At 38.9% G+C, this 26,730-nt stretch carries 25 protein-coding genes and 1 tRNA gene; 12 read left to right on the top strand and 14 right to left on the bottom strand.

From position 1 onward, the window contains the following. Positions 1–37: 37 nt before the first annotated feature. From JOD18_RS17405 to JOD18_RS17415, 3 genes are all read left to right on the top strand, one after another. Positions 38–406, top strand: coding sequence for a CidA/LrgA family protein (locus JOD18_RS17405; RefSeq protein WP_204670391.1), 369 nt, complete (start codon positions 38–40; stop codon positions 404–406). Beyond that, positions 399–1,085 carry an LrgB family protein gene (locus JOD18_RS17410; protein ID WP_204670392.1) on the top strand — a complete coding sequence of 229 codons (687 nt, stop codon included), beginning with the start codon at positions 399–401 and terminating at the stop codon, positions 1,083–1,085. Before JOD18_RS17405 ends, JOD18_RS17410 begins: the two co-directional genes overlap by 8 nt. Positions 1,086–1,179: 94 nt before the next feature. Continuing rightward, the gene (locus tag JOD18_RS17415) at positions 1,180–1,425 is read left to right on the top strand and encodes a YuzB family protein (RefSeq protein WP_204670393.1); all 246 of its coding nucleotides are present in this window, start codon (positions 1,180–1,182) and stop codon (positions 1,423–1,425) included. A gap of 127 nt (positions 1,426–1,552) precedes the next feature. Here JOD18_RS17415 and JOD18_RS17420 read toward each other — a convergent pair whose 3' ends face one another. Continuing rightward, entirely contained in the window at positions 1,553–1,747 is a 195-nt protein-coding gene (locus JOD18_RS17420; protein WP_204670394.1) for a hypothetical protein, read from the bottom strand. A 204-nt stretch (positions 1,748–1,951) separates the two neighbouring features. After that, the gene (ald, locus tag JOD18_RS17425) at positions 1,952–3,067 is read right to left on the bottom strand and encodes an alanine dehydrogenase (RefSeq protein ID WP_204670395.1); all 1,116 of its coding nucleotides are present in this window, start codon (positions 3,065–3,067) and stop codon (positions 1,952–1,954) included. A 588-nt stretch (positions 3,068–3,655) separates the two neighbouring features. Here ald and JOD18_RS17430 point away from each other — a divergent pair. Beyond that, entirely contained in the window at positions 3,656–3,892 is a 237-nt protein-coding gene (locus tag JOD18_RS17430) for a hypothetical protein (protein ID WP_204670396.1), read from the top strand. A gap of 445 nt (positions 3,893–4,337) precedes the next feature. Here the strand turns inward: JOD18_RS17430 and JOD18_RS17435 are convergent. Continuing rightward, positions 4,338–4,410 (bottom strand) — tRNA-Ala (locus tag JOD18_RS17435). Between the two features lie 145 nt (positions 4,411–4,555). Here JOD18_RS17435 and JOD18_RS17440 point away from each other — a divergent pair. After that, the gene (locus JOD18_RS17440) at positions 4,556–4,747 is read left to right on the top strand and encodes a helix-turn-helix transcriptional regulator (RefSeq protein WP_204670397.1); all 192 of its coding nucleotides are present in this window, start codon (positions 4,556–4,558) and stop codon (positions 4,745–4,747) included. Further along, the gene (gene def / locus JOD18_RS17445; protein WP_204670398.1) at positions 4,740–5,294 is read left to right on the top strand and encodes a peptide deformylase; all 555 of its coding nucleotides are present in this window, start codon (positions 4,740–4,742) and stop codon (positions 5,292–5,294) included. Before JOD18_RS17440 ends, def begins: the two co-directional genes overlap by 8 nt. Positions 5,295–5,310: 16 nt before the next feature. Here def and JOD18_RS17450 read toward each other — a convergent pair whose 3' ends face one another. Both JOD18_RS17450 and JOD18_RS17455 read right to left on the bottom strand, forming a co-directional pair. Beyond that, the gene (locus JOD18_RS17450; RefSeq protein WP_204670399.1) at positions 5,311–6,141 is read right to left on the bottom strand and encodes a dimethylarginine dimethylaminohydrolase family protein; all 831 of its coding nucleotides are present in this window, start codon (positions 6,139–6,141) and stop codon (positions 5,311–5,313) included. A gap of 157 nt (positions 6,142–6,298) precedes the next feature. Beyond that, complete coding sequence (locus JOD18_RS17455) at positions 6,299–8,419, bottom strand: ATP-dependent Clp protease ATP-binding subunit (protein WP_204670400.1); 2,121 nt, start codon at positions 8,417–8,419, stop codon at positions 6,299–6,301. A gap of 417 nt (positions 8,420–8,836) precedes the next feature. Here JOD18_RS17455 and JOD18_RS17460 point away from each other — a divergent pair, with 417 nt between their 5' ends. The 3 genes from JOD18_RS17460 to JOD18_RS17470 all read left to right on the top strand — a co-directional run bounded on the left by JOD18_RS17460 (position 8,837) and on the right by JOD18_RS17470 (position 14,618). After that, a complete protein-coding gene (locus tag JOD18_RS17460; RefSeq protein WP_204670401.1) occupies positions 8,837–10,180 on the top strand; it encodes a tetratricopeptide repeat protein in 1,344 nt (447 codons plus the stop codon). 216 nt (positions 10,181–10,396) lie between these two features. Next, positions 10,397–11,923, top strand: coding sequence for a Ppx/GppA family phosphatase (locus tag JOD18_RS17465; protein ID WP_204670402.1), 1,527 nt, complete (start codon positions 10,397–10,399; stop codon positions 11,921–11,923). Between the two features lie 619 nt (positions 11,924–12,542). After that, positions 12,543–14,618 carry an RNA degradosome polyphosphate kinase gene (locus JOD18_RS17470; protein WP_204670403.1) on the top strand — a complete coding sequence of 692 codons (2,076 nt, stop codon included), beginning with the start codon at positions 12,543–12,545 and terminating at the stop codon, positions 14,616–14,618. 39 nt (positions 14,619–14,657) lie between these two features. On the opposite strand, the gene pdaA is transcribed toward JOD18_RS17470, so the two are convergent. The 4 genes from pdaA to JOD18_RS17490 all read right to left on the bottom strand — a co-directional run bounded on the left by pdaA (position 14,658) and on the right by JOD18_RS17490 (position 17,637). Then, positions 14,658–15,431: a delta-lactam-biosynthetic de-N-acetylase gene (gene pdaA / locus JOD18_RS17475; RefSeq protein ID WP_204670404.1), complete on the bottom strand. Its 774-nt coding sequence runs from the start codon at positions 15,429–15,431 to the stop codon at positions 14,658–14,660. Positions 15,432–15,653: 222 nt separating this feature from the next. Then, positions 15,654–16,961, bottom strand: a complete 1,308-nt coding sequence (locus JOD18_RS17480) for a Na+/H+ antiporter family protein (RefSeq protein ID WP_338029563.1) — start codon at positions 16,959–16,961, stop codon at positions 15,654–15,656. 15 nt (positions 16,962–16,976) lie between these two features. Beyond that, complete coding sequence (locus JOD18_RS17485; RefSeq protein ID WP_204670405.1) at positions 16,977–17,126, bottom strand: SE1561 family protein; 150 nt, start codon at positions 17,124–17,126, stop codon at positions 16,977–16,979. 118 nt (positions 17,127–17,244) lie between these two features. After that, positions 17,245–17,637, bottom strand: a complete 393-nt coding sequence (locus JOD18_RS17490) for an OsmC family protein (RefSeq protein WP_204670406.1) — start codon at positions 17,635–17,637, stop codon at positions 17,245–17,247. A 246-nt stretch (positions 17,638–17,883) separates the two neighbouring features. Between JOD18_RS17490 and JOD18_RS17495 the strand changes: the two genes are divergently transcribed. Further along, complete coding sequence (locus tag JOD18_RS17495) at positions 17,884–19,803, top strand: heavy metal translocating P-type ATPase (RefSeq protein ID WP_239588197.1); 1,920 nt, start codon at positions 17,884–17,886, stop codon at positions 19,801–19,803. Positions 19,804–19,933: 130 nt separating this feature from the next. Here JOD18_RS17495 and JOD18_RS17500 read toward each other — a convergent pair whose 3' ends face one another. The 4 genes from JOD18_RS17500 to JOD18_RS17515 all read right to left on the bottom strand — a co-directional run bounded on the left by JOD18_RS17500 (position 19,934) and on the right by JOD18_RS17515 (position 22,057). Continuing rightward, the gene (locus JOD18_RS17500) at positions 19,934–20,797 is read right to left on the bottom strand and encodes a YihY/virulence factor BrkB family protein (RefSeq protein WP_204670407.1); all 864 of its coding nucleotides are present in this window, start codon (positions 20,795–20,797) and stop codon (positions 19,934–19,936) included. Next, on the bottom strand, positions 20,790–21,077 hold the full coding sequence (locus tag JOD18_RS17505; RefSeq protein ID WP_204670408.1) for a hypothetical protein: 288 nt from the start codon (positions 21,075–21,077) through the stop codon (positions 20,790–20,792). Before JOD18_RS17505 ends, JOD18_RS17500 begins: the two co-directional genes overlap by 8 nt. A gap of 57 nt (positions 21,078–21,134) precedes the next feature. After that, a complete protein-coding gene (locus JOD18_RS17510; protein WP_204670409.1) occupies positions 21,135–21,614 on the bottom strand; it encodes a low molecular weight protein-tyrosine-phosphatase in 480 nt (159 codons plus the stop codon). Positions 21,615–21,688: 74 nt separating this feature from the next. Continuing rightward, positions 21,689–22,057 carry a DnaJ family domain-containing protein gene (locus JOD18_RS17515; RefSeq protein WP_204670410.1) on the bottom strand — a complete coding sequence of 123 codons (369 nt, stop codon included), beginning with the start codon at positions 22,055–22,057 and terminating at the stop codon, positions 21,689–21,691. A gap of 356 nt (positions 22,058–22,413) precedes the next feature. Here JOD18_RS17515 and mreBH point away from each other — a divergent pair, with 356 nt between their 5' ends. Continuing rightward, positions 22,414–23,421, top strand: coding sequence for a rod-share determining protein MreBH (mreBH, locus tag JOD18_RS17520; RefSeq protein WP_204670411.1), 1,008 nt, complete (start codon positions 22,414–22,416; stop codon positions 23,419–23,421). 265 nt (positions 23,422–23,686) lie between these two features. On the opposite strand, the gene JOD18_RS17525 is transcribed toward mreBH, so the two are convergent. Further along, the gene (locus JOD18_RS17525) at positions 23,687–24,451 is read right to left on the bottom strand and encodes a TIGR01457 family HAD-type hydrolase (RefSeq protein ID WP_204670412.1); all 765 of its coding nucleotides are present in this window, start codon (positions 24,449–24,451) and stop codon (positions 23,687–23,689) included. Positions 24,452–24,801: 350 nt separating this feature from the next. Here JOD18_RS17525 and zwf point away from each other — a divergent pair, with 350 nt between their 5' ends. Next, complete coding sequence (gene zwf / locus JOD18_RS17530; RefSeq protein ID WP_204670413.1) at positions 24,802–26,283, top strand: glucose-6-phosphate dehydrogenase; 1,482 nt, start codon at positions 24,802–24,804, stop codon at positions 26,281–26,283. Positions 26,284–26,730: the final 447 nt, after the last annotated feature.

The following is a 26,730-nucleotide window of genomic DNA, read 5'->3' on the forward strand; positions in this document are numbered from 1 at the left end:
ATTCCAAGGCGTATGATAAATAGTGGAGGTTGCCTAGATGAAATATATAATGATGTTGCTGCAAATTAGTGTACTGTTCTTATTCTACTATATTGGTATGTTTATTCAGAACTATTTCTCATTAGTTATCCCTGGGAGCCTGATTGGTATGTTGTTATTATTCAGTTTACTTGTCCTTAAGGTGATTAAGCTAAGCTGGATTCGGGATGGCATAGACATCCTCTTAAAGGATATGCCGTTATTTTTTATTCCGGTTACCGTCGGAGTGGTTCAATATTTAGATTTCTTCTATGGTAAGGGAAGCATTGTGCTTATCATCGTGGTAGTAAGCACTTTATTAGTGATTGCTCTCAGCAGTTGGATCACAGACCTTATGCTAAGAAAAGAGGAGCAAGCAGATGATTAAACTAGCTATTGGTGTCGCGGCCGTAACAATCACTATTCTTTTATATGTTATAACAAAATTAATATACATGAAAAAGCCCAACCCTTTTTTACTGCCGATCTTTCTGTCTACTGCTTGTTTGGTTTTACTGCTGGTAATAACAGATACTTCTTATCAAACCTATATGATTGGCGGACAATGGATTGATTTCTTTTTGGGGCCAATCGTTGTTTCACTTGCTATCCCATTGTATCGCCAGCTTTCTTTAATTAAAAAATATCTCTGGCCGATTGGCGCCGGCATTTTTGCTGGATCGATTACTGGTATTTTAAGCGGCATTCTAGGTGTAAAACTGTTTCATTTTGAGGACTGGCTGATTCAGACAGTTGCCGCCAAATCAGTGACTGCCCCTATTGCAATCAGTATTACAGAAACCGCAGGCGGGAACATATCTCTAGTTGCTGTCTTTGTCATGACAGCAGGAATAAGCGGAGCTATGTTTGGACCGCTTGTATTGAAAGCATGCCGGATTCGACACCCAGCTGCCAAAGGTTTAGGGATTGGTACTGCCTCTCACGCAATTGGAACCGCAAAGGCATTAGAAATTGGTGAACTGGAAGGTGCAGTTAGTGCCTTATCAATGACCATAACCGCTATTGTCGTCTCTTTCCTTGTTCCACTTGTCTTATTATGGATATGACCAATAGAACAAATCAATTGACAGAACACCACATACACGGTATTTTAAAGAATGATTCTCTTTGTGCCTGTGAGGGCATAGGAAGGTGATGATAATGGGAATCGTTGTGGTAGAAATTTGTGATAGCAATTTAATCAATGCACTTGATATAGAAAAAATTATTGAATCAGAATATCCTGAAGTAGCTGTTTTAATCAATGACTGTCTGAATTTTTGCGGTCTGTGCCGGCTCAAGCCCTATGCCTTAGTTAATAATCAACGGGTACATGGAAATACACCGGAAGAAACATTAGCAAAAATTAGAAAGGCAATTGAAGAAGAACTTGCTATTTATCAATAATAGAAGTCAGATGAGTTTTGATGCAATAAAAATGTTAATAGAAGATGTTCAAAAAGCTCAGATGTTATGCTGAGCTTTTTATATATGTAAATTCCTTTACCATACAAGCTATCTACATAAAGCCGTATTAAGCAAATATTAGAATCAGTCGACTGATAGCAAGTGCAAAAATTGCAATTCCAACGATAACAAGCATAACAGACTCAAACGTTGAAAGGCCTCTTTCTTTCTTCCTTTTTGTTAAATCATTTAAATACATAAATGAACTAAAAACCAACACCGCTACAGCAATTACTTGCAACACCTCTGCTGCAATTATCAAATAACCACCTCACTTAAAAGCCTAGTTTCTCTAGATAGAAAAACCATGCGTTACTTACCATTCTAAATGGCATATGGTTAAAAATCAATCAGGAGATTTTATTAGTTTTGCCTCAAAAACATAAAAAAGGGATACTAAATCATATATGATCTGGTACCCCTTTTTGAGCATTACGTTATATTTTTCCTCTGTTGACCTTCTTTTTTATACAAAAACATCACGGATATCCATAAACCGCTTATTTAGAGCTTGTGCCACAGCTTCATGGACTATCTTGCCTTGATAAGTGTTGATACCTCTCGCAAAGGCTGGATCATTCCGCCCATATTCTTTGAAACCTTGATTCGCTAATTTTAATACATATGGTGCCGTAACATTAGTCAGTGCATAGGTTGATGTTTTAGCGACAGCGCCAGGGATATTGGCCACTGCATAATGATTAACACCATGTTTTACATAAATAGGATCTTGATGGGTAGTAATTCGATCAATTGTTTCAATCGATCCGCCTTGATCTACTGCCACATCAACAATCACTGAACCTGTCTCCATTGCTTTGACCATTTCTTCCGATACCAGTTTAGGAGCCTTACCGCCCGGAATCAGCACTGCACCTATCAGCAAATCGGCCTGTTTTACCTGTTCCATAATATTAAATTCATTGGAGGCTAATGTATGCAGCCGCCCTTGAAAATCGTTTTCTAACTGGCGCAGTCGTTCCATGTTAATATCTAACAATGTGGTACGTGCGCCTAAACCCAGGGCAATTTTTGCCGCATTGGCTCCAACAATTCCGCCGCCAATAATGACTACATTAGCTGGCGAGACACCTGGAACCCCGCCGGGCAGAATTCCTTTTCCGCCATATATTCTCTCCAAATAGCGTACACCTAATTGAACGGACATTCTCCCGGCAATCTCACTCATAGGAACCAACAAAGGCAAACTGCCATCCTGATTTTGGATGGTTTCATAGGCAATAGCCGTCGTTCTGCTTTCTAAAAGCGCCTCTGTTACTTCCTCCTCAGCAGCTAGATGTAAATAGGTAAATAAGAGTAAATCATTCCGCAGAAAAGCAAACTCTTCTGGCTGTGGCTCCTTCACTTTGATGACCAATTCTTGTGCCCACGCCTGTTCTGCTGAAGTCACCATCTGCGCCCCAGCTTGTTTGTAGGCCTCGTCCGAAATATGACTTCCTGCACCAGCACCAGTCTCAATTACTACTTCATGGTTGTTTTGTGTTAGCATCATTACCATTGCCGGTGTAATGGCCACCCGGTTTTCATTACTTTTTATCTCTTTTGGTACACCGATTTTCATAAAGTCACCAACCTTCTTATTTACTTATTCATTGTAATCAATCCTATCCTTCTTATTCCCTTTTTTATATGGAACTAATACAAAAAAATGCTATTAATCGCAAAATGATATGGATTTAATCTGAATAATGGATTGATCATCGGCAGCTTAGGGATTCTTTTGGGGTAGTGGCCACTTGATGAGATTTAATGGCCGCTTTGATAATGATACCGGTCATTCGCAGGTGTTTACTGGCCAGTTGATGTTAGTTACTGGCCACTCTACTTCATTTACTGGCCACTTTCGGATTATGTAAACTAAGTTTTTTGTGTGCAAAGCATTTGTTTCCTGCGTTAATTTATGGTAAAAGTCTCCCGCTAAGTCTCTTCACATAAAAAACATTAGACTCTTTAACTTTTTCTCTATTTAAAAAAAGCAACTTACAATGCTATTACTGAAAAAATAAAGTAAATTCGTCGTTTTTACTAAAAAAGGTTTCTAGTTCCTTTAATAGACCGGCAATAAAATAAGAATATGCCCTTTTGACCAAAGTGATCAAATGTCGGAAAATATGATATACTAAACTTATACAAAAAAGGAGCGAATAACATGATTTTGAACCATTTGAGATACCTCTGCTTCAAAGATAGACTTCCATTCGAATCAGAGCAATTTGATTGTGCATATAATCGTAAAGGGCCAACTTCTGCTTATTTTGATTTAAAAAGAATTATAAAGAATGGTGGCAAGGTCTTAAGTTTGCATCCTGGTGATCAATTATCACCAGAATTGCCCGAACTTTTCCCGAATCTTTTTGCAGCGCTGCCTGAAGGTACTCCTATCTAGATAAGATTAGAAATCATCTTGCTATAGGCGCACTTGAAAATGCTGAAATTGAAACAATCAGGGGAATATCTTACTTACACGAGCCAATAGATGTTGTTAAGTTATGCTGTTTTGGACAGTCACCATCCGTACATAAAATGGTTATAAACGAGAGCATGGAACAAATTGAAAAAATATTTAATGAACATGCTACTGATAAAGGTTTAGGAGTATCAGGTGAAATGTATTTCGTTCGTGCTATAGTATAAAGTTTCAGAGGTTCACGAAAAAAGTTGTGTGGAATTATAGAAGAATAACGTTTTTCAAATAAAACCTTAGGGTTTAAATAAACAGGAGAAGATGGAGAAACAGTTTTAAGTTATGTTATAACTCCTTAGTAGAATAACTCACATTCTTTTGAAAAAACACTTTTCTTATTTTGAATAAGAAAAGTGTTTTTTCTGAATGGAGCATAGCGGGCTCGAACCGCTGACCTCTACACTGCCAGTGTAGCGCTCTCCCAGCTGAGCTAATGCCCCTTTAAACGTCACTTCCCTATTATATACAAAATGGTTTTCTGGTTCAAGTACTAATTTTAAATTAAATGTCAAAAGTTTTGGACAATTTGATGATATTATGTTACTATTTTGTCAAATACTTTTGACAAATCGAGGAGGGACTACTTTGAAAAATATCATTAAACAATTAAGAAAAAAATCTAATATGACCCAAGCCAAGCTTGCTGAACTTTGCAAGGCATCAAGGCAGACGATCAATTGTATTGAAAATGATAAATATGATCCCACCTTGGAATTGGCTTTTAAAATAGCCAGGGCATTGGAAAAAAATATCGAAGAGGTGTTTATCTATGAGTAAGTTTCATTCCGACTATATGATTACGATGAAAGATATTGTTAAAGAAGGGGATCCTATCCTGAGGAAAAAATTAGCACCAGTTGAATTCCCTGTTTCCAATCAGGTAAAAGAAGAGTTAGCTTGTATGCTGACCTATCTGCAAAACAGCCAAAATGCAGAGATAGCTAAAAAATATAAACTAAGACCAGGTTCTGGTTTATCTGCCAATCAGATTGGGCTGAATAAAAGAATGTTTACAGTCCTCTATCATGAAAGTAATGGAGAACAGAAGGCATTAAAAATCATCAACCCTGAACTTATCAGTCATTCGCCACATACGATCTACCTGCCGGAAGGGGAAGGCTGTTTATCAGTAGACCGGGAAATTCTTGGCCATGTTCCTCGCTATGAGAGGATCAAAATAGCGGCCTATGATGAAATGGGCGAGAAGCATACTTACCGTTTTAACGGTTACAGTGCCATTCTGATTCAACATGAAATGGATCATCTTAATGGAATTATGTTTTATGATCATATCAATAAAGAGTCGCCTTTTTTGAATGTGTAGGGGATGGAGTCAATCGTCAAACTCCCCTTTCCACCGCTAATGAACAACAGCGAAATGAGCCGCCTGATTTAATGATTTCTGAAAAAGGTACTTCGATAATGTCGAAACCCTTTTGTGCTAACAACTGATTGATTCGTTGATTCTCCGGTAAGGCAATCACCTTTCCCCCACCAAGCGAAAGCACATTTGTCCCCATCGCGAATTGTTCATGGTCAGATACTTCGATTAACTCAAACACAGATCGCAGACGCTTTAGATCTTCTGCCGGAAAGGCATCAGGATAGATGATGCCGATCTCATCACTTACCAGGTTAAAACAACAATCCAGATGCAGTATATCTTCTCTCATCTGCAAAGGAACCACTTGTTTATCCGGGATTGTTTTTGCCAGATATTCGATCGCTTTTCGTGTCGTTCGATTGCTTGTACCTGCATAAATGGTGTCATTGGCTAATACAATATCACCGCCTTCCAGCGTTGGTACTGGCAGGGCATGATATTCTATCCCTTTTTTCTGTAAAAAATCTTGCAGAACACTGATTTCTCCTCGACGAATCGGTTCTTTCATATTACATGTGAACAACTGATGATTGATTGTAAATCCGATATCCCGTGTGAAAACTTGTTCATTTAGATCAGGGGATGGCGATAATTCCAGCACCTCTGCCCCATGTAAGGTAAGGGTCTGTACAAATTCTTGATACTGATCTAGAGCCTTAAACACATCGATATTGTCTTGTTTGTATTTTTGCTGAGTTATGTTGATAATATTTCTTATTTCCATATACATTGGCGGGCAGGTAATTACCCTTTTTAACGGAGCATATTCATTGGTTTGATAAATCATATATACTGCCTCTTTCGTTTGGAAAATATGGGTACTTCTTTATATGATACTCTATTCTCCCTATTTCATGCTCGGATGGCGCTTAGAAATTATCTGCAAAAAAAAGACTGTTGCACCATGTAATTTCACGGTGCAACAGCCCTTCTGCATATTTCCTTTACACACTTCTTACTTCAATTTCGCCATCTTCCAATACAATCTCTACCTTTGTTACGTTCTCTTGTTCTAAAACGATATCGGTAATGCCATCTTCGACTTTCTCTTGAATAACTCGACGTAATGGACGTGCACCAAAACGGCGGTCATAGCCTTTATCAGCTAGGAATTGCTTCACTTCATCACTTACTGTTATCTCAAGATTTGATTCTTGTAAGTGCTCAGTCAACTCATTTAACATTAAGTCAACAATCTGTAATATATCAGCTTCTGTTAACTCATTGAATGGTATAATCGCGTCAAAGCGATTTAAGAATTCGGCTTTAAAGTATTGGGTTAGATTCTCTAATTCGGATACAGCCTGATTGTTATCATTGTTGAAGCCTACGGTAATTGCTTTAGCATTGGTACCTGCATTACTTGTCATGATAATTACGGTATCCTTGAAGCTGACCGTCCGGCCTTGGCTGTCTGTTAAGTGACCGTCCTCCATGATTTGCAAGAACATATTTTGTACATCTGGATGTGCCTTTTCAATTTCGTCCAGCAACACCAGGCTGTATGGATTACGGCGGATTTTCTCTGTTAATTGTCCAGCCTCTTCATGTCCTACATAGCCAGGAGGTGAACCGATAAGTTTAGAAACTGCATGTTTCTCCATATATTCACTCATATCTAAACGAACCATGGCATCCTTGGTGCCAAATAATTCTTCAGCAAGTGCTTTGGTTAATTCGGTTTTACCTACACCAGTTGGTCCTACAAATAAGAAAGAGCCAATTGGGCGGTATTTAGGTTTCAAGCCAGCTCTGCTTCTGCGAATGGCTTTTGCTACTTTGGCAACCGCTGTTTGCTGTCCAATTACCTTCTTGCTTAAGTTACCAGCAAGCTGATTCATTTTAGATTGTTCATCTGCTTGCATTTTACGAACTGGGATACCTGTTTTTTCTTCAATAATTAATTGAATATCTTCAACAGTCACTTCTGCCTTTGGTGTTTCTTGTGTTTCGGCTAGTTTTTTCTCCAACTTAATTTCTTCGTGTCTTAAATTAGCAGCACGTTCATAGTCTTCTTGTTCAGCTGCTTCTGTTTTTTGTTTAACAATTTCATCTAAACGTTTTTGGATACTGTCAGAATCTGTTTCGCTGACGGTTAAATTCAATCGTGCACCAGCTTCATCGATTAGATCAATCGCTTTGTCTGGCAGGAAGCGGTCTTGGATATAGCGTTTGGATAATCGAACAGCTGCTGCAATAACGTCGTCAGAATAGTTGACTTGATGATATTGTTGATAACGATCGCGCAAACCTAATAGAATTTGTTCCGCCTCTTCGACAGTCGGCTCTTTGACAATAATAGGCTGTAAGCGTCGTTCTAAAGCTGCATCTTTCTCAATTTGACGATATTCTTTTAACGTAGTTGCCCCAATTAATTGCAATTCACCACGTGCAAGCGCTGGTTTTAAAATATTACCGGCATCCATTTGGGAGCCTTCTGCTGTACCGGCACCGACTAATAGGTGAATCTCATCAACAAAAAGGATCACATTTTGACGTTCTTGAAGCTCTGTCACTAATTGTTTCATGCGCTCCTCGAATTGCCCGCGTATGCCGGTATTGGCTACAAGAGAAGCCACATCTAAGATATAAATTTCCTTATCTAACAATTTTGCCGGCACATTTCCTTCCACTACTCTTAAAGCTAAACCTTCAGCAATGGCTGTTTTACCTACACCAGGTTCCCCAATTAGCACTGGATTGTTTTTGTTGCGGCGGTTTAGTGTTTCAATTACACGTTTTACTTCTTGTTCACGGCCAATGACAGGATCGATAACCCCTGCACGAGCCGCATCCGATAAGTTCTTACCAAGCTGATCCAGCAGACCATTTCCTTGCCCGCCTTGGGCAGTTCTTGTTTGCGCCTGTGTGCCGCTGAATCCATTGGCTCCACCGCTAAAGAACTGTTCAAAGCCTTGTCCACCGAACATTCCTGAAGGTTGGTTCATTTCATTTTTAATATCTTGAAAGCATGATTGACATACATGTAATGATTGAGATTGATTGTTTATCCGAAGGTTTAGATTAACAGTTGCTTGATGATTACCACATTTTTGGCATTTCATAACGAATTCCTCCTTCAATTTAGTTAACTATCCTCAGTGGGGCGTTCTTCCTCCTTCACTAATGGATAGCGAAACTTATCGGGGTACTATCATCTGTTATCCCACTTAGACTCCTTGGAACTTTCTCCAAATCTGCCAGGATAGGACTACTATACGAATGCACTTAGATAAGAATAAAGGTCAAGGTCAATTTGACTTTTGACTATCTTTGACCTTATTTGATTATTATTATACTCTGACCTTTTTTGACTTTCAATAGTTTTGCTCATATTTAAAAAAATTTTTTTAATAGTGCTTTTGTGCCTATAGAATAAGGTTTGTCCCTTCTCCAGCTTTATCTTAAAAATGAATTTCGATATCTACAAAATATGTTTTATGCTACACTGGTGATAACTAGTTATCGAAGGAGTTGTTTATATGACCATGCTAGAAATTCTTTACCAAAAGAAAAAAGTGCGTTTGCGCGTGGTGCAGCTAACAGCCTACAAACAAATGAAAATAGTGGAAACCCACGGAAAGAATGGACATACTTATTATTTATTTTGCTATAAAAGCCATTTTATTAATGTAAAAAAAACGGCTGCTGTCCACCTTCACTCTTTTCTAGCCAGAGCGTTACGGGAAGGATTTACCTTCTCCACTGATCATGTTCTGACCAATATCTTCCTACAATCCAAAACGGCTTATCCCTTAATAACAAATAATCAAATGGTTGATAAACTAAAAAAACAATTCTCTGCGACAGAGAGACTCTATATACTTGCTATGTTTGATAATTATATCCAGCCACAAAAAATTCAAACCTTATGTAAGGAAAGCTTTTATCAATATCGCCGCAATGGCCAGTTAAAAAAAGCTTTTCAGATTGTGCTTCATTATCATAACGCCCTTCCCTCAGACTCTTTTGCCAATGATATGCTTCAACATACCGATTTCCAAAAATACAGAACTTTATATGCAGATATAGAGCAACTAGCTGCCGGTTGGTCCGATCCGCTCTATCTGGAAAATTATATTTTTGATCATCACTTCCCTCATTCATTCATAAAACCATTGTTTGATCAATATGGTATAGAAGAACGTGCATTTGACCAAATCCTGCTTTATTACTGCCAGCATGACTCCTTACAAGATAAACTGTCACTTGATCAGCTGCCCTTTGCAGCATACGCTGATAAGATACAGGTATCGTTTTGGTCTGAGCTGCTTCCATCTCACCGCTTCACTCGCGAACTGATGGAACAATTACTATCGTTAGGTGCATACGATGCCATCCTTGATTATTTCTTACAAACAAAGGAACAGCCAATAGAACTGGATCTGTTGGATCAAGCAGCCCCACATGTTTCTGCAGACTTTCTAGCGAAAAGGTATCAACAGATCTTGCCATTGATTACTTCGTTATATGAGGATCATCATCAGTTAGATCAATTACTGAAACAGCTAGTAAAGAAACTGCTTTCCAGCACTGCGCTCAGCGATCTCTTAGCATGTATCGATCACAATGAGCTGCCAACTGTTCAAAAACTGCGAAAAATTAAACAGCTAACCGATAACCCTGATCAACAATTTGTATTAGGAGAAATCTATTACGAGCTGGGACAGTATGATAAAGCGATAGCTTGCTTTGAATGGGAAATGGAACTTGCTCCAGATGACACATCCCCCATCCAATATTTGTATAAAAGCCATCTAGCCAATGGAGATAAAGAAAAAGCCCAAACTTATCAGCAATTATTAGCCACCCTGCCTTCAAGTTAATCGATAAGCAGCTACCTGCCTTCATAAGAAATATTGAACCATGACATCCTGCTGTTCTTAGTGATAAACCTCACTCTAAAACAGCAGTTTTTCATGTTCACAAAATTTGTAAACTGGTTCACTATTTTCAAAAGAAAACACTTTCTTCATTGCCAAGATGCCGTGATATGTATGGTATAATAAAAGGAAAATTATCCAAGAAACAGGGTGAAGTAAATGAAGAAGCAATATTATGCTATCGTTGATATTGGATCGAATACTATGCGCTTAGTTATTTATGTAAGAGAAAAAGGCGGCAGATTAAAAGAAGTGGAAAACGTCAAAGCAGTTGCCCGGCTCCGTATGTTTCTGGAACAAGACAACAGCCTGAATCAAACAGGCATCGATCGTCTTATCGATACACTTGCAAGTTTTCAGAAGGTGCTTCACACCCATAAGGTACAAGACATTGTCTGTGTAGCTACTGCAACGATCAGACAAGCCAGTAATCAAGCAGACATTGAAAAGCAAGTAAAAGACAGTACAGGTTTAACCATGCGTATTCTATCCGAGGAAGAAGAGGCCTATTATGGCTATTTGGCTGTGGTTAACTCCACCTCTATTTCAACAGGAATTACCGTAGATATTGGCGGTGGAAGTACCGAAGTCACCTTGTTTGAAAATCGTGAACTGAAAGAATCACACAGCTTCCCTTTTGGTGCATTGACCTTAAAGGATTTCTTCAAGGAGGTTATTCCCACAACAAAAGAGTTGCTGCAACTGCGGCATTATCTAACTAAACAGTTCGCCACTTTGCCTTGGCTTCGCAATCAAGAAGTACCTTTAATCGCAATTGGAGGAAGCGCCCGCAACTTGGCACAAATCGATCAAAACCTGAAAAAATATCCCTTAGCCGGCCTGCACCAATATCAAATGTTTGATAAGGATATTATGGCTGTAAGCAACTATTTGACAGGGTTAAAGCCAGGGAAATTAGCCAAAGTCGAAGGATTATCCAAAGATAGGGCAGATATTATTATCCCTGCGATTGAAGTATTTCACAGCCTGTATCAAATCGTTCAAGCAGAAAGCTTTATCCTTAGTCGTAAAGGATTGCGTGATGGTGTTTTCTATGAAGAATTAGTAAGAGAAACTGGTTCATTGCTTTTTCCCAATGTAGTAGAAGACAGCATTCAAGAACTGATCAATGATTATAATTTGGAATTAAAGCAAATTACCCATGTGCAATTTCTCACCCGAAAATTATTTGAATATCTTAAAGAAAATGGGTTAGTACACTTAGATAAACATGATTGGAATCTATTAAAGAAGGCTAGTTATCTGTTTCATTTAGGCGAGTATATTGATTCTGAAGCAAGTGCACAGCACACCTTCTACTTGTTAGCCAACCGTACAATTGACGGTTTAATGCACAAGGATCGCCTGAAATTAGCCTTAATTGCTTCCTATAAAAATAAAACGGTTTTTAAACAGTTTATTCAACCTTATAAATCATGGTTTTTAAAAGAAGAACGGGATAAATTACAGGACTTGGGAGCCATACTTAAATTCTGCTATTGCCTGGATGCTACGAAACGACAGGCTGTTCAGGATCTTCAATTTAAATGGAAGAAGCATACCCTAGTGATTACCTTATTGTGTAAAGACGACACCATGCCAGAAGAATATCAATCCGAGAAGCAAAAGAAACATTTAGAAAAGACCATTAAGAGAGAGATTCAATTAAAGTTTAAGTCAAGGTGAAATAAAATTGCCGTCAGCAGGAACCTACCCGCTGATTAATAGTAGGGTTGTAACTTGTATTTATGACAAGCTGCATCAAACTTTACAATTATTTAACATCTACTTCATATAAGCTAATCATCGACAGGTTATGATAAAAAGAGACTTTCACCCTAGGGTAAAAATATCCACCGGATGGTTAGCAACTGTTTCCTATTTTCCTCTCACCACCCCCTCAAAAGACGGAAGACGGGTTACAGACAGCTGACAATCTGTTTTTAGGAATGATTTATTATAAGTGTCTGTTCAAAAAGTTCGATGAAAAGAACATCATGTTGCAAAGCGATACTAGTACATCCTGTGCGTTGGCAGGCTAAAGCCGTGACGTCCTGTACGTTGATAGTTCAAGGCGGCGCAGCTTTGAGCAAAAGATTTTGCACGCAGGAAAAATGTTTTCTTTTCTAAGGAAAGGAGCATATGCTTTTAATACCTGAGTAGCGGGCTTGCACAGGATGTGTTGACTTCTGCGTTGTCCACATGATGAGGACGGTTTTAGCAGAAGTTCCCCTATCGCCAGCTCCGACATTTGATGTCATTTTTATCATGCTTTTTGAACAACCTCTAAAAGGGATGGTGCTTCATGGAGACAAACATACAAGAGACAAATGCCCAATCACCTGCCTATTATAATAATAGAGAACTTAGCTGGCTCTCCTTTAATAAGCGAGTATTAGAAGAAGCAGATGATGCAGGCAATCCATTACTAGAGAGATTACGATTTCTATCGATATTTTCCTCCAATTTAGACGAATTCTTTATGGTTCGAGTAGCTGGCCTTAAAGATCAAGTAAAGGCAGGCTTTAACCGGCCTGATGATAAGTCAGGTCTGACACCAAAACAGCAGCTTGCAGCTATTTCCATTTTTAATCATGAGCTGGTCACACAGCAATATACCCTCTATACCAGCTTACTCAGCGATTTAGACAAGGAACAGATTCGGATTTTTCATATCGAAGAACTGTCGAAACAGGAGGTAAACTCATTAGAACAATTTTTTGATGAGCACATTTATCCAATCCTCACGCCTATGGCAGTTGATGCGTACCGCAAATTTCCGATGCTGTTAAATAAGTCGTTAAACTTGGCCGTTCAGCTCGTAGATGAGTATGAACAGGAACACACACCGACAAAAACAGCTATTGTTCAAGTTCCTGCTTTATTAGATCGTTTCTTGCCAATCAATGAACATCACTTTATCTTATTAGAAGATGTGATTCGTCATTTTATCTATAAACTTTTTAAAGGCTATCGTGTCACTTCTACCAGTGTCTTTCGCATTACCAGGAATGCAGATATGACCATTCATGAAGATGGAGCACACGATTTGCTGAGAGAAATTGAAAAAGAATTAAAAAAGCGTAAGTTCGGAGCAGCTGTTCGTTTAGAAGTAGAAGCAAAAGGGCATGCACCTGAAATGGTTGACTTCCTCTTACATGTACTAGAAATTCACAAAAAAGATTTATACATTGTCAATGGTCCACTTGACTTAACTTGTCTTGCTGACTTCTACAGCCAGGTCAAACAAGATTATGAGCATCTGGTCTATGAAACGCTCATTCCTCAGCCTGCCCAAGATATTCATGAAGATGAGACGGTATTTGAAGCGGTAAGAAAACGGGATCTTTTCCTCCATCATCCCTATGAATCATTTGAGCCGATTGTCGATTTAATACGGGAAGCAGCTGATAATCCGGAAGTGTTAGCGATTAAACAGACATTATATCGTGTCAGCGGAGGTTCTCCCATTATTGCCGCGTTAAAACGTGCAGCTGAAAATGGTAAGCAGGTTACTGTACTGGTTGAATTAAAGGCACGGTTCGATGAAGAGAATAATGTCCAATGGGCCAAACAATTAGAAATAGCCGGCTGCCATGTGATATATGGTATGATCTCCTTGAAGACTCATAGCAAGATCACATTAATTGTACGCAAACATCTCAATCGGATTGAACGGGTTGTCCATCTTGGAACAGGAAATTATAATGATCAAACAGCCAAATTCTATACCGATATGTCTTATTTAACGATGAAACGAAAATTCGGTGTAGATGCCACAAACTTTTTTAACTACTTAAGCGGTTATACAGAGAAGCCAGTCTTTCATCATTTATCAATGGCTCCTTTTGATATCCGCAATGATTTATTAACTTATATTGATCAAGAAATTAACTTTCATAAGAAGTATGACAATGGCCGGATTATGGCAAAAATGAATTCATTAACAGATAAGCCATTGATTGAGAAACTGTATCAGGCTTCTCAGGCTGGTGTACAGATCGATTTGATTGTGCGCGGAATCTGCTGTCTGCGGCCTGGCATTTCAGGAATCAGTGAGAATATCCGGGTTATCAGTATTGTCGGCAGATTTCTGGAACACAGCCGGGTCTATTATTTTCATCATCATGGTGAAGATAAAATATTTTTATCTTCAGCTGATTTAATGACACGTAATATGATCAAGCGAGTAGAATTAATGTTCCCTATCTTTGAAGGACGGATTAAGGCTCGGCTTCTTTCCATTCTTGATCTTATGCTTCAAGATTCGATAAAAGCAAGGGCGCAAGCCTCTGATGGGACATATTCCTATGTCGACTCGAATCTGCCTGTAAACAGCCAGCTGCTATTGTTTGAACAGGCGATTCAAGCCTTACAATAACAACAAAGTCCCTTAGCTATTTCGCTAGGGACTTTGTTGTTAATAGAAGCCTTTCGGCAGTAATTTCTTCATCATTAAATCATCGAGGCTTTTGAATTGATAACCTTGTTCTTTCAAATCATCAATCAAATAAGCTAAAGCATCCGCATTATCCTGAGACACCGTATGCATAAGTACAACAGCACCTGGATGAATTTGATCCATCACCTGTTTATAGGCATGTTTCCAGCCTTGTTCAGAGCCTTCATTCCAATCAACAAATGCGAGTGACCAAAAAACATGTGTATACCCTAACTCATCTGCCCATGACAGAGAAGATTCATTAAAGGTTCCTTTAGGCGGCCGGAGATACTGTACAGGGACTTTCTCATCTATTTCTTTAATTTTCTCTGTTAGTACAGAGACATCTTTGATAAATGATTCTTTGGAAATCGCTGTAAAATCACGATGCCCATCAGAATGATTTCCGATAATATGCCCATCAGCAATCATCCGTTTGACTAATTCCGGCTGATCGGTTACATAATGGCCAGTAAGAAAAAACGTGGCCGGGACATCCTTTTCTTTTAACACGCCAAGAATCTGCTCCGTATAACCAGCCTCATAGCCGTTATCAAATGTTAAATAGACATGCTTATCCCCAGAGTCATCGAAATAAAAAGCTTGATGCTTGTCTAAAATGGCTTGATATTTACCCACTTCTGGAGGCTGATGATTATGTCCTTTTTTATAGCCCCAGCCATAGCTGACCGCCTCTGCTTGAAGAGGTATCAACAGGAAAGTTAATGCGATTATAACCATTATTCTTTTCATTAGAAAACTCACCTTTTTTTCTTTTAGTGCTTGTTCAAAAAGTTCGGTAAAAAGGACCAAGAAGTTCAAGGCGGCGCAGCCTTTGAGCCACGGAGCGTATGCTTTTAATACGTGAGTAGCGAAAAAGCAAGCCAACGCAGAAATTCACAGTGTCATTTTTATTGGGCTTTTTGAACATCCTCTTTTAGTTTGTCAAAAAGGTGAGTTCTCTATGCAATCCGCTTATAATACAATACTGGCAATCCAGCCAAAAATAAACAGCGGAATATTATAATGAATAAAGGTTGGTACACATGTATCCCAAATATGATGGTGCTTGCCATCGGCATTTAAACCTGATGTCGGACCTAATGTACTATCACTGGCCGGGCTGCCGGCATCACCTAAGGCACCAGCAGTTCCAATCAATGCTGCAATCGCCATTGGCGAAAAGCCGGCCGCTGCACAAATTGGCACATATAAGGTAGCAATAATAGGGATCGTGCCAAAGGAGGAACCAATTCCCATGGTAATAATTAAACCAACGAGCAGCAGCACGAAGGCAATAACTGATTTATTAGCTGTCAGCATACCGGAGGAAGCTTCTAACAGGGCATCTACTGCTCCAGTTTCTCTTAAAACTTCTCCGTATCCAGCAGCCACAAGCATCACGAAGGCAATTGATCCCATCATAGCTACCCCGTTCTGTACAAATGCGTCTCCCTCTCTTAATGGAACCGCAATAAGTAAAATCATTAGAATAATACCGGTAAGTGCTCCGATTACTAAATTATTTGTAATAATTTGTGCAACTAAGGCAGCTAAAATGGCAACGATCGTTAATCCATGTTTTAGATTAAACGTGATATTATCCAGTTTATCCTCAGTAGTAGGGCTTATACTTATTTGTGGCTTTGGTTCTCGCGGTTTTCGGTATGTAAATAATACGGCGATCAACAAGCCGACAATCATCCCCACGCCGGGGATCAACAAAGACAAGGCAATTTGAGGAACTGTCAAATCTATACCACTGGTATGCATACCGATTTGAATTGTTTCGTGAAAAAGCAGCCCAAAACCGGCCGGGATCATAATATATGGTGCCTTTAAGCCGAACGTTAAAGCAGAGGCAACAGCTCGACGGTCCAATTCCATTTGATCAAAAATCTTTAATAACGGAGGAATTAAGATTGGTATAAAAGCGATATGAACAGGGATTATATTTTGTGATAAACAAGCAATAGCGGCGATCACGAACACCAGTGTTGTTCTTTTGCCTGTTAATACTTTAATTAATAAACGCACTAGAATCGAAGTGATTCCTGTATAACTTATCATTGCTGCAAACACACCAAGTAAAATATAACTTAATGCGGTATTCGATTGTGCTCCCATTCCTTTAATTAACATGTCAATCGTGTCTGTCAGGTTCATTCCTGTCATTAATCCCGCCACAACACCAGCAATAATAATTGCAAAAATCACATGTACTCTTAGTAAACTCAAAATAAGCATAACAATGACCGAAGTAATAACTACCCACTCTAACACAGTACTTTCCCCTTTTTATATAATATCTTTTTCCATTTTTTCGATTAGTTGGATTAACTGATCTATATCTGCAAGCGAGGCCTCCTCTGGATCAAGATGGTCAAGACGGTCAAGGAACAATTGTAATTGAGAACGTAATGTCTGAATCTTCTCTTTATTCTGCATTATAACACCCCTTCCTTTATCCCCTTAACCATCCTAATCGAAATAATCATGCCTGTCTAGCATTTTTCTATCTCACGAGCGCAGTTTCACACCTATCAGATAGCTTTCAACCATTAACTTAATGACTTAAGTTAATAAGCGTCAACCGTTCGGTTATTTTCACCGAATCCTCTATCGTTCGAATCACCGAACAGTTTTCACGGGCCGTTTCCAGACATTCTTCTAATTGATCCAGCTTTAGGCGGTATCCCTTCACAACAAATTGCAGATCGATCGCTGTTATTTTATTTAGATCTTGAGGAGATCGTTCCACATTAGCTGTTATTTTTAAATCATCAATTTTTATCAGCTTCTTGTCCAATAACTTGCCAAAAACAGAAGCAATACAGCCTGTTACAGAAGCAACCATCAATTCATAAGGACGGTAGCCGTAGTCTTCATTTCCTGATATGTCTAATGTTCCATACGCTAAATCAGCTCTTACACCAGCCTTTTTCAAGTAGAATTCCATTTTTCATCCTCCTCATCGCTTTATTACTACTAGTTTACCACCAATTGCTGTTTGCTAAGCCTCTAATCCCTTTTCTCCAATATTTAATTAAATAAAATATTGACTTTTACATGGATAGTGTTAAAATTAAAATAATTATTAATTTATAATAATTATAATAAATGAACATGATAATCAATATCAACTGTATTTCACAGTCTGAATATTCTCAATTAGAACATCTATACAACTTAAGGAGGGTATACAATGACTCAAGCAAAAATAGACCATTATCCATCAGATATGGAAAAAGAAAAGTCGTCCCCAGTCTTTGGATTATTTATCAAACGGCATCTGGAATTACTAGCTGCTATGATCAGCGGTGTCCTTATTCTAAGTGCATGGTTATTAAATAATTACATCAGCCACCAACTCTGGATCAGCCTGCTAATCGCTGCCTTTTTAATTGGCGGATTTGCCAAAGCAAAAGAAGGTATTACTGAATCAATAGCAACCAAAAGTTTAAACGTAGAATTATTGATGATTATTGCGGCTGTCGGAGCCATTTCCATCGGCTATTGGGCAGAGGGAGCCATCCTTATCTTTATCTTCTCTTTATCAGGCGCCTTAGAAAGCTATACCGCACATAAAAGCGAAAAAGAACTGCAAAGCCTGATTAAATTACAGCCTGAAACGGCAAGGTTACGGAATGGCCGAACCATATCTGTTGATCAATTAGTGATAGGTGATCAAATTGTCGTAAAGACAGGAGAACGGATTCCGGCTGACGGCTTGATCATCAAGGGAGAAACCACGATAGATGAAAGTGCCTTATCTGGTGAGGCTATTCCTGTTCCCAAATCGTTTAACGATACGGTATATGCTGGAACAATGAATTTAAGCGGGACTTTGCAGATAGAAATTAACACGCAGCCAACCGAAACAATGTTCCAAAAAATCATTCAATTAGTGCAGCATGCTCAAGAGGAACGCTCACCTGCTCAACAATTTATTGAAAAATTTGAAGGTACTTATGTCAAAATCGTTTTATTAACGGTTGCTCTGATGATGTTTCTGCCTCATTATCTTTTAGGATGGACATGGACAGACACCATTTATCGGGCCATGATTTTGCTTGTAGTTGCCTCTCCTTGTGCACTCGTTGCCTCCATCATGCCAGCGGCCTTATCAGCTATTTCCAATGGGGCTCGTCAAGGAATTTTATTCAAGGGCGGGGTTTATGCAGAAGCTTTAGCAAAGGTAGATACAGTTGCCTTTGACAAAACAGGGACCTTAACTAAGGGTGAGCCGGTGGTCACTAACTTTTTTGCTGATCCTCTAACAGAGGTAACAGAGCTTGCAGATGTCATCTATGCGATTGAAAATGAATCGACTCACCCTCTGGCGCAAGCAATGAAAAAATGGGCCAGTCATTACAAAGGTGACACATCTGTAGAGCTAAACAGTGTTCAGCATCATCATGGCAAAGGGATCTCTGCCCAAATTGATCAAATAAACTGGCTGGTGGGCAATAAGGAATTGGTGGGGCAGCAAATGGCTCAGGATTTTCTCCGTCATTATACGACAGAACAGCTTGCTGCTACCAACATCTATGTAAAAAAAGACAATCAGATTATCGCCGCCTTTTTGTTAGAAGACACACTAAGACAAGACTCTGTGGAAGCGATCCAGACCTTAAACAAATTAGGAATTAAGACAGTGATGTTAACAGGGGACAATGCCGAAATTGCAGGTGCGATTGCCAAAGAAGCCAAACTCAAGGAATTTCATGCCAATTGTTTACCTGAGGATAAGGTGAATTATTTAAAGCAGTTGACTGCTAACCAAAAACAAACGATGATGATTGGCGATGGCATTAATGATGCCCCTGCCTTAGCTACTGCAAACATTGGCGCGGCTATGGGAGCTGGGAGTGATATCGCTTTGGAAACAGCCGATATGGTGCTGGTAAAGAATGATTTGGCCAAAATAGTGTACGCCATCAAACTCTCGAAAAAGATGAACAGGATTATTAAACAGAATATTGTTTTCTCGATCGGGGTTATTTTACTGCTTATTGCAACAAACTTTCTGCAAATCATTGATATGCCATTAGGAGTCATTGGACATGAGGGCAGTACGATTTTGGTTATCTTAAATGGCCTGCGTCTGTTGAAATCTTTTTAAGAGGTGTTCAAAATGGCACGTGAATTTTTTGAACACATACTTTAATGTTTTTATTTCACACACAAAAAGTTCCGAATTTCTAAGGCTTGTTAGTGAAGGCAGCCTAGAAATAACCGGAACTTTTTAACATCTATTCACTTACAGATGATGTGCGAATCCGTTCTCTTCTTTCAGCAAAAAGGGCATTGATTTCACCGCCGACCATCACAATAATTCCGGAAAGATAAAACCAGAACATCATAATAATCACACCCCCAAGGCTCCCATAAGTAGCTGAATAATTAGCCATATTGGATACATAATAAGAGAACCCTAACGAGGTCAATTGCCAAAATACCGTTGCAAACAAAGCTCCCACATAGGTATGTTTAAAATATACATGCTTACTAGGGGCCAATTTATACAACATCAATAAGACAATAAAGAACACAGCGGATGAAATAACCCACCTTAAGGTATTCCACGTGCTAACAAAATCATCCGATAAACCAATTAAGGAGAAGACATACTCTCCTATCATTCTACCAAAGATCGGCAAAGCGAAGGCGACGATAATCACCACGATCATAGCAACTGTTAAAATAACCGAAATACCTCTAGCAATAAAAAAAGAACGTTTTTCTTCAATGTCATATGCTGTATTAAAGGCTCGAATCAAGGCATTAATACCGTTGGAAGCCGACCAGAGCGTTCCAATAATACCAATCGATAATAAGCCGCTGTTTCGATTGTTCATCACTTCTGTAATGGTATTATTTAATAGATTTATTGTTTCTGCAGGGGCATAATCGGATAGGAAATTCATCACATCAATATCATTGAAAGGTAAATACCCTAACAATGTGACAAGGAAAATCATAAACGGGAACAAAGACAAGAGGAAGAAGTAAGACAATTGCGCTGATAAACCAGGCACATCATGCTTGCCAATCCGGTCTATCAGCTGCTTGATAAAACCAATCAGGCTATTGTCTGTTAACTTCTGCTTATTCATCCTGATCCCGCTCAGTTAATTTATTCGTGGCATCCTGTAATTGATTCAGAATTTCTAACACAGCAGTAAGGCTGGAAGATACCTGTTTGGAGTAATAGTCATATTGAACATTTAATTGATGGATAGCTTCTGTCGGATGGTGCATATAAAATGAAACCCGATTTCCACATTGCTGTAATCCCTGTTTTACATAATTTCTCGTTTCTCGATTAGTTAAGGTTAATAAACCACCGACTATAGCGCCAGCAATCATTCCTTTAATAATTTTTTCTTTACTCATTCGCGTCACCCATTTCTATCTTTACTCCACTTCTACAGATGAATTATACCATTAGTATTAGTGGGTGTTTTCTTTATTATGCTCCATAATATTATGAAATAATTGCTCACAGCCTTCTTTCACTAGTTCATAAGTATAATCGAAATTTTTGGTGAAGTAAGGATCAGGTATGTTTTCTTCTTTTGCATCTATTACAAAATCCATCAATTTTTTTACTATTACATCTTCTGTGTTGTAATCGAAACGAGAAAGATCATCCAAGTTCTGTTGATCCATCACAATCATATAATCAAAAGCAGCGAAGTCTTCTGGAACAACCTGACGTGCCCGTTGACCCTGATAAGAAATAGCTAACTCATCCAGTTTCTTTCTCGTCCCCTTATGTGGTACACTGCCAACATGCCAGTCACCTAGACCGGCTGAATCAATTACAAAATCCTGTTCTGCCCCCTTTTCCTTGACAATGTGACGAAATACCGCCTCTGCCATCGGCGATCTGCATATATTTCCTAGACAAATAAATAATACCTTATTCATATGATACCACCATACCTCTCTTGTTAATCCTGTTTCTTTTTATTTTCCAGTTATTATCTGTTTAAGTAGGTCCATTAAAACAACTTTTGAATTTTACTGCTGTACCTGCGAAAGGCACTGTTTTGTTTCCAGTTCTTTTTATCGACTAGCAGACGAAATTGGACTTCTTTTTCTGAAAGTTTCTGCCGAATACTTTCTTGCTCATCTGGATGGTGACAACATTTCAGTAAATCCCTTAACGACGCTATTTCTTTATTCAGTATAACCTCTTTTGGTAAATAACCGCTATTTTTCATTATTCGATAGCTCATTCGCAGATCATCAGGCACCCCTGCCAGACTGTCCTTCGGCAGCGGTTTTCCTTTTCCTTCTAAATGATCAAAATCCCCATCAGCAATCGATTGTTTGATTCTCTCTTCTGCTAGCTGTGAGACAAAATCCAATTTCAACCACCCTTTCTATAATCTACCCACACTTTATCATAGACGTAGTTTCGTCAGACTTCATCAATGATAAGAACCACTGTATACAAAAGGCTCACTTTATTATGTATAAGTATACAAAAGAATTTATCTCATTGCGAAGAAAAAATAAGAACCAGCTCTTTTGTCCTATTCCATATTTTTCTATAGTATCAACCGTCAGAAAGTGACTTGCAAATCAGAAGTACTATATATTAGCATGAATAAAATGCTGAAATTATTAATTTCCTAAATTATAGATAAAAAATTAATGACATTTCTAAATATCGTTAGAATACATGTTATCGAGAAAAAACATTCAACTGGAGGTTTATATTATGTTTTCAAATACTGAAATTGGAATTGACTTAGGTACAGCAAATTTATTGATATATTCAAAAAATAAAGGAATTATATTAAATGAACCAGCCGTGGTAGCTGTAGATACCACAACAGATCAAGTAGTCGCAGTTGGCAATGAAGCGAAGGAAATGATAGGTAAAACACCGCGGAATATTGTCCCAATCCGTCCGCTTAAAGATGGCGTAATCGCCGATTTTGACCGTACAACACAAATGTTAAAAGCCTTCCTTAAGAAGGTAAGTAAACAGGCTGGCGTTTCTATGCGTAAACCTAGTGTGGTGGTTTGTACACCATCAGGGAGCACAGCGGTCGAACGCAGGGCAATTGATAATGCCGTCAAGAGTTTCGGCGCTAAAGAAGTACACCTGATTGAAGAACCAGTAGCTGCAGCCATTGGAGCTGATCTGCCTGTTGCCGAACCGCAAGCTAGCATGATCGTTGATATCGGCGGTGGTACCAGTGAAGTTGGGATCATCTCTTTTGGCGGTGTTGTAGCCAGCCGTTCCGTTCGCGTTGGCGGTGACCGGTTGGATGAAGAAATTATCCAGTATATCAAGAAAAAATATAATGTCTTAATCGGTGAAAGTACTGCTGAAAAAGTAAAAATTGAAATCGGCAACGCAGTAGAAGATCATAAACCAGAAACAATGGATGTCAGAGGACGCGATTTGGTAAATGGATTACCTAAGGTTGTAACCATCGAATCGACAGAAATCTACTTTGCCATTAAAGAAACATTAGAATCTATCTTTCAGGCAATTACAGAAACACTGGAGAACTGCCCGCCTGAATTAAGTGGTGATATTGTGGATCAAGGAATCACCATTACTGGCGGCGGATCACTGTTAAAAGGCATGCAAGAATGGCTCTCAACCGAAGTAAACGTCCCTGTTCATCTGGCCACCAATCCACTGGAATCAGTGGCGGTCGGAACTGGCCGTTCCCTGCAGATGATTCAGAAATTACAAAAAGCTGCAAAATAACTAATTAAAAGTATTCAAAGAGTAGAGGAAGAATATTTTAAGAGAAACTGATTATTTCCTTATCTAGTGGATACTCTAAAGTTTTTAGAAAACTGGCCACTCGAACACTCTTTCGGGCCACTTACTGGTCTATACTGGCCACTCATACATGCTTTCGGGTCACTCACTGACCTTTACTGGCCACTCAACCATGCTTTCAGGCCACTTGCATGATGAGACATACGACAGGGGGGATTAACTTCCAATATCCCCCTGTCTACATTTTCTATAGATCGTATTCTGCCAAGCTGTCCATTGTTAAAGTCGGCAGCTTATCAATGGTTTCCAGATCTTTTTTGGTCGTTACACCAGTAAAAACAAGCAAAGAATCAATTCCGGCATTTATACCTGCCAGTATGTCGGTTGCATAATTATCACCGATCATTAGGGTGTCTTCTTTTGCTGTGCCTAACACCTCGATTGCCTGTTCGACAATGATAGGCTCTGGCTTGCCAATAAAGGTGGGCGTTACGCCAGTTGTTACTGATAAAACCGAGATCAATGAGCCTGCACCAGGCAGAAACCCTCGTTCCGTCGGTAAAGCGACGTCACCGTTGGTGGCAACAAATTTCGCTCCATTGCGAATATGTAAAGCACCACGTGTTAATTTTTCATAAGTAATATCACGATCCATACCCATAACGACAAAATCAGCGTCCGATTCGACTAATTCAAAGCCGGCTGCTTCTAAGGCTAAATAGAGTCCCTCTTCACCAATTGCATAGATCTTTCTGCTGGCATTCTGCTCTTTAAGGTAATTCGCAGTGGCCATACTGGTTGTAAATACATGGTCAGCTGTACAAGGCACACCCATACTCACTAATTTTGCAGCGACATCACTTGGGGGTTTAGTGGAATTGTTGGTAACAAAGAGATATGGTAAGTCCTGAGCTTGTAATTGCTGCACAAAGCTAATCGCTGCTTGGATTTTTTCTGTACCTTTATACATGGTGCCATCAAGATCGATTAAGAATCCTTTATAATTTTTCATAACTGCCTCCTAAATTTTTTGAAAATTCTATGTATTTTATTTGTCATTTTCATAATAAATGATAGTATATATTTATGATAATTTTCAACAAGTGCTGCATATTGGGTGAGGATTACACTGCGATAAAACAGGTTAAATCTCATTTCATCGACTTTATTTTCTAAAAAAGGTGATTTATTTTTTTCATTTATGCACTTATTTGTATGTTATCGTGTAGAATTATTCCATTGAAGTATATTACGTGCTACAATAATACAGTATATTATTGTAGTAGATTACATGATTATAGCATATCGTGACACATATGCGTATAATGCGTAAATAAACAAGCAGAAAGGTAGTTAAAGTGAATGACAACGAATAACCCGAAAGCAGTTATTGTAATTTTTGGCGCAACAGGGGATCTTGCAAACAGAAAACTTTATCCTTCCATTTACAGACTTTATCGTAATGGAAAATTATCTGATAATTTTGCAGTAATTGGAGTAGCAAGACGACCATGGACAAATGAAATATTCCATGACAAAGTGAAGGAATCGATTGCTAGCTTTGATGATCCTCATATTGATAAAGATGAATTTGCCAGTCATTTTCATTATAACCCATTTGATATTCAAGATCTGGAGCATTATCAGGAGTTAGAGAACTTAATTAGTGAGCTAGATGCCAAGCACCAAACAGAAGGTAATCGTCTCTTCTATTTCTCGATGGCACCTAATTTCTTTGGAACTCTGGCAGCTAACTTAAAGTCTGAAGGTTTAACCACTACTGAAGGATGGACCAGACTTGTTATTGAAAAACCATTTGGTCATAACTATGAGTCGGCAAAAGAACTCAATGAACAAATTCGTGAAGCATTTACAGAAGATCAGATTTATCGTATTGACCATTATCTTGGTAAGGAAATGGTCCAGAATATTGAAGTGATCCGTTTTGCAAATGCATTATTTGAACCATTATGGAATAATCAATATATCTCTAATATTCAAATTACATCCAGTGAAACATTAGGTGTAGAAGAACGCGGGCGCTATTATGATGAGGCTGGAGCATTAAAAGACATGGTTCAGAACCATATGCTGCAAATGCTTGCTTTAATTGCAATGGAACCGCCTATCCGTCTTACACCAGAAGAAATCCGCAGTGAGAAGGTAAAGGCATTGCGTGCTTTACGCGTCTTTAATGAAGATGAAATCGATCAGCACTTTGTGCGCGGCCAATATGACAAAGGCGTTTTGAATGGTGAAGAATTAGCTTCTTATCGTGAAGGAAGCGGTGTAGACCCTGATTCAAACACAGATACATTTGTCGCAGCGAAGCTGATGATTGATAACTTCCGCTGGGCAGGCGTACCATTCTATATCCGAACTGGTAAACGAATGAAACAGAAATCAACCGAAATTGTGGTCGAATTCAAAGATTTACCGATGAACCTTTATTATGGCCAAGAACATGAGACACGTTCTAACCTGTTAGTGATCCATGTACAGCCACACGAAGGAATTACTTTACATGTAAATGCACGAAAAGGTGACTATAACGCCTCTTCTACACCAATCACATTGAGTTATGACAATAATTCAAAGGATAAAATGAATACACCTGAAGCATATGAGATCTTGTTGCATGATTGTATGCGCGGTGATTCAACTAACTTTACACATTGGGATGAGGTTGCCCTCTCTTGGAAATTTATCGATGTAATCGCTGAGGCTTGGTCTAAGAAAAAGGCAGACTTCCCTAATTATACGTCAGGTACAAATGGACCTAAAGAAGCCGATATGCTATTGCATCATGATGGCTTTGAATGGTGGGACGTTAAACCTGAATAATGAAAAAACAACCTATTCATCGCTGGATAGGTTGTTTTTGCGTTTGTCATCCTCTGAAGCAGCATTACTTAATGGAAGCTACCAAATCACTTAGAGATGTAGCATAAGAAAAAGCAAGTAGCACACTTGGTGTCTTTACTTTTTAGCCAAGTGGGATGTCCGCTGCGAGAAGTCGCTTTCACTCAAGAGTACAAGTGCAACATCTGTTCAAGCAAAAGACACTTTCACAGTGTTTTCTATGCCGCCTGGCCTGTCGGTCTGCTAACTTGAAAAAGAAGAGCACTTTTTCAAGTGGATCTTCAGCTCATGCTATTCCTTTGTCTGGCTACAAGCGTCAAAAACTAGACAACTTTCCGTCAGCGCCCTACGATAAAGAAGACTTGCCGATTGACTACCGTCAGAGGCTTAGTCGCCCTTATGCCCTTGGGCGAAAGTCATCATCAATTC

Origin of the sequence: Gracilibacillus alcaliphilus, assembly GCF_016909015.1 — a bacterium.
Taxonomy (GTDB): domain Bacteria; phylum Bacillota; class Bacilli; order Bacillales; family Amphibacillaceae; genus Gracilibacillus; species Gracilibacillus alcaliphilus.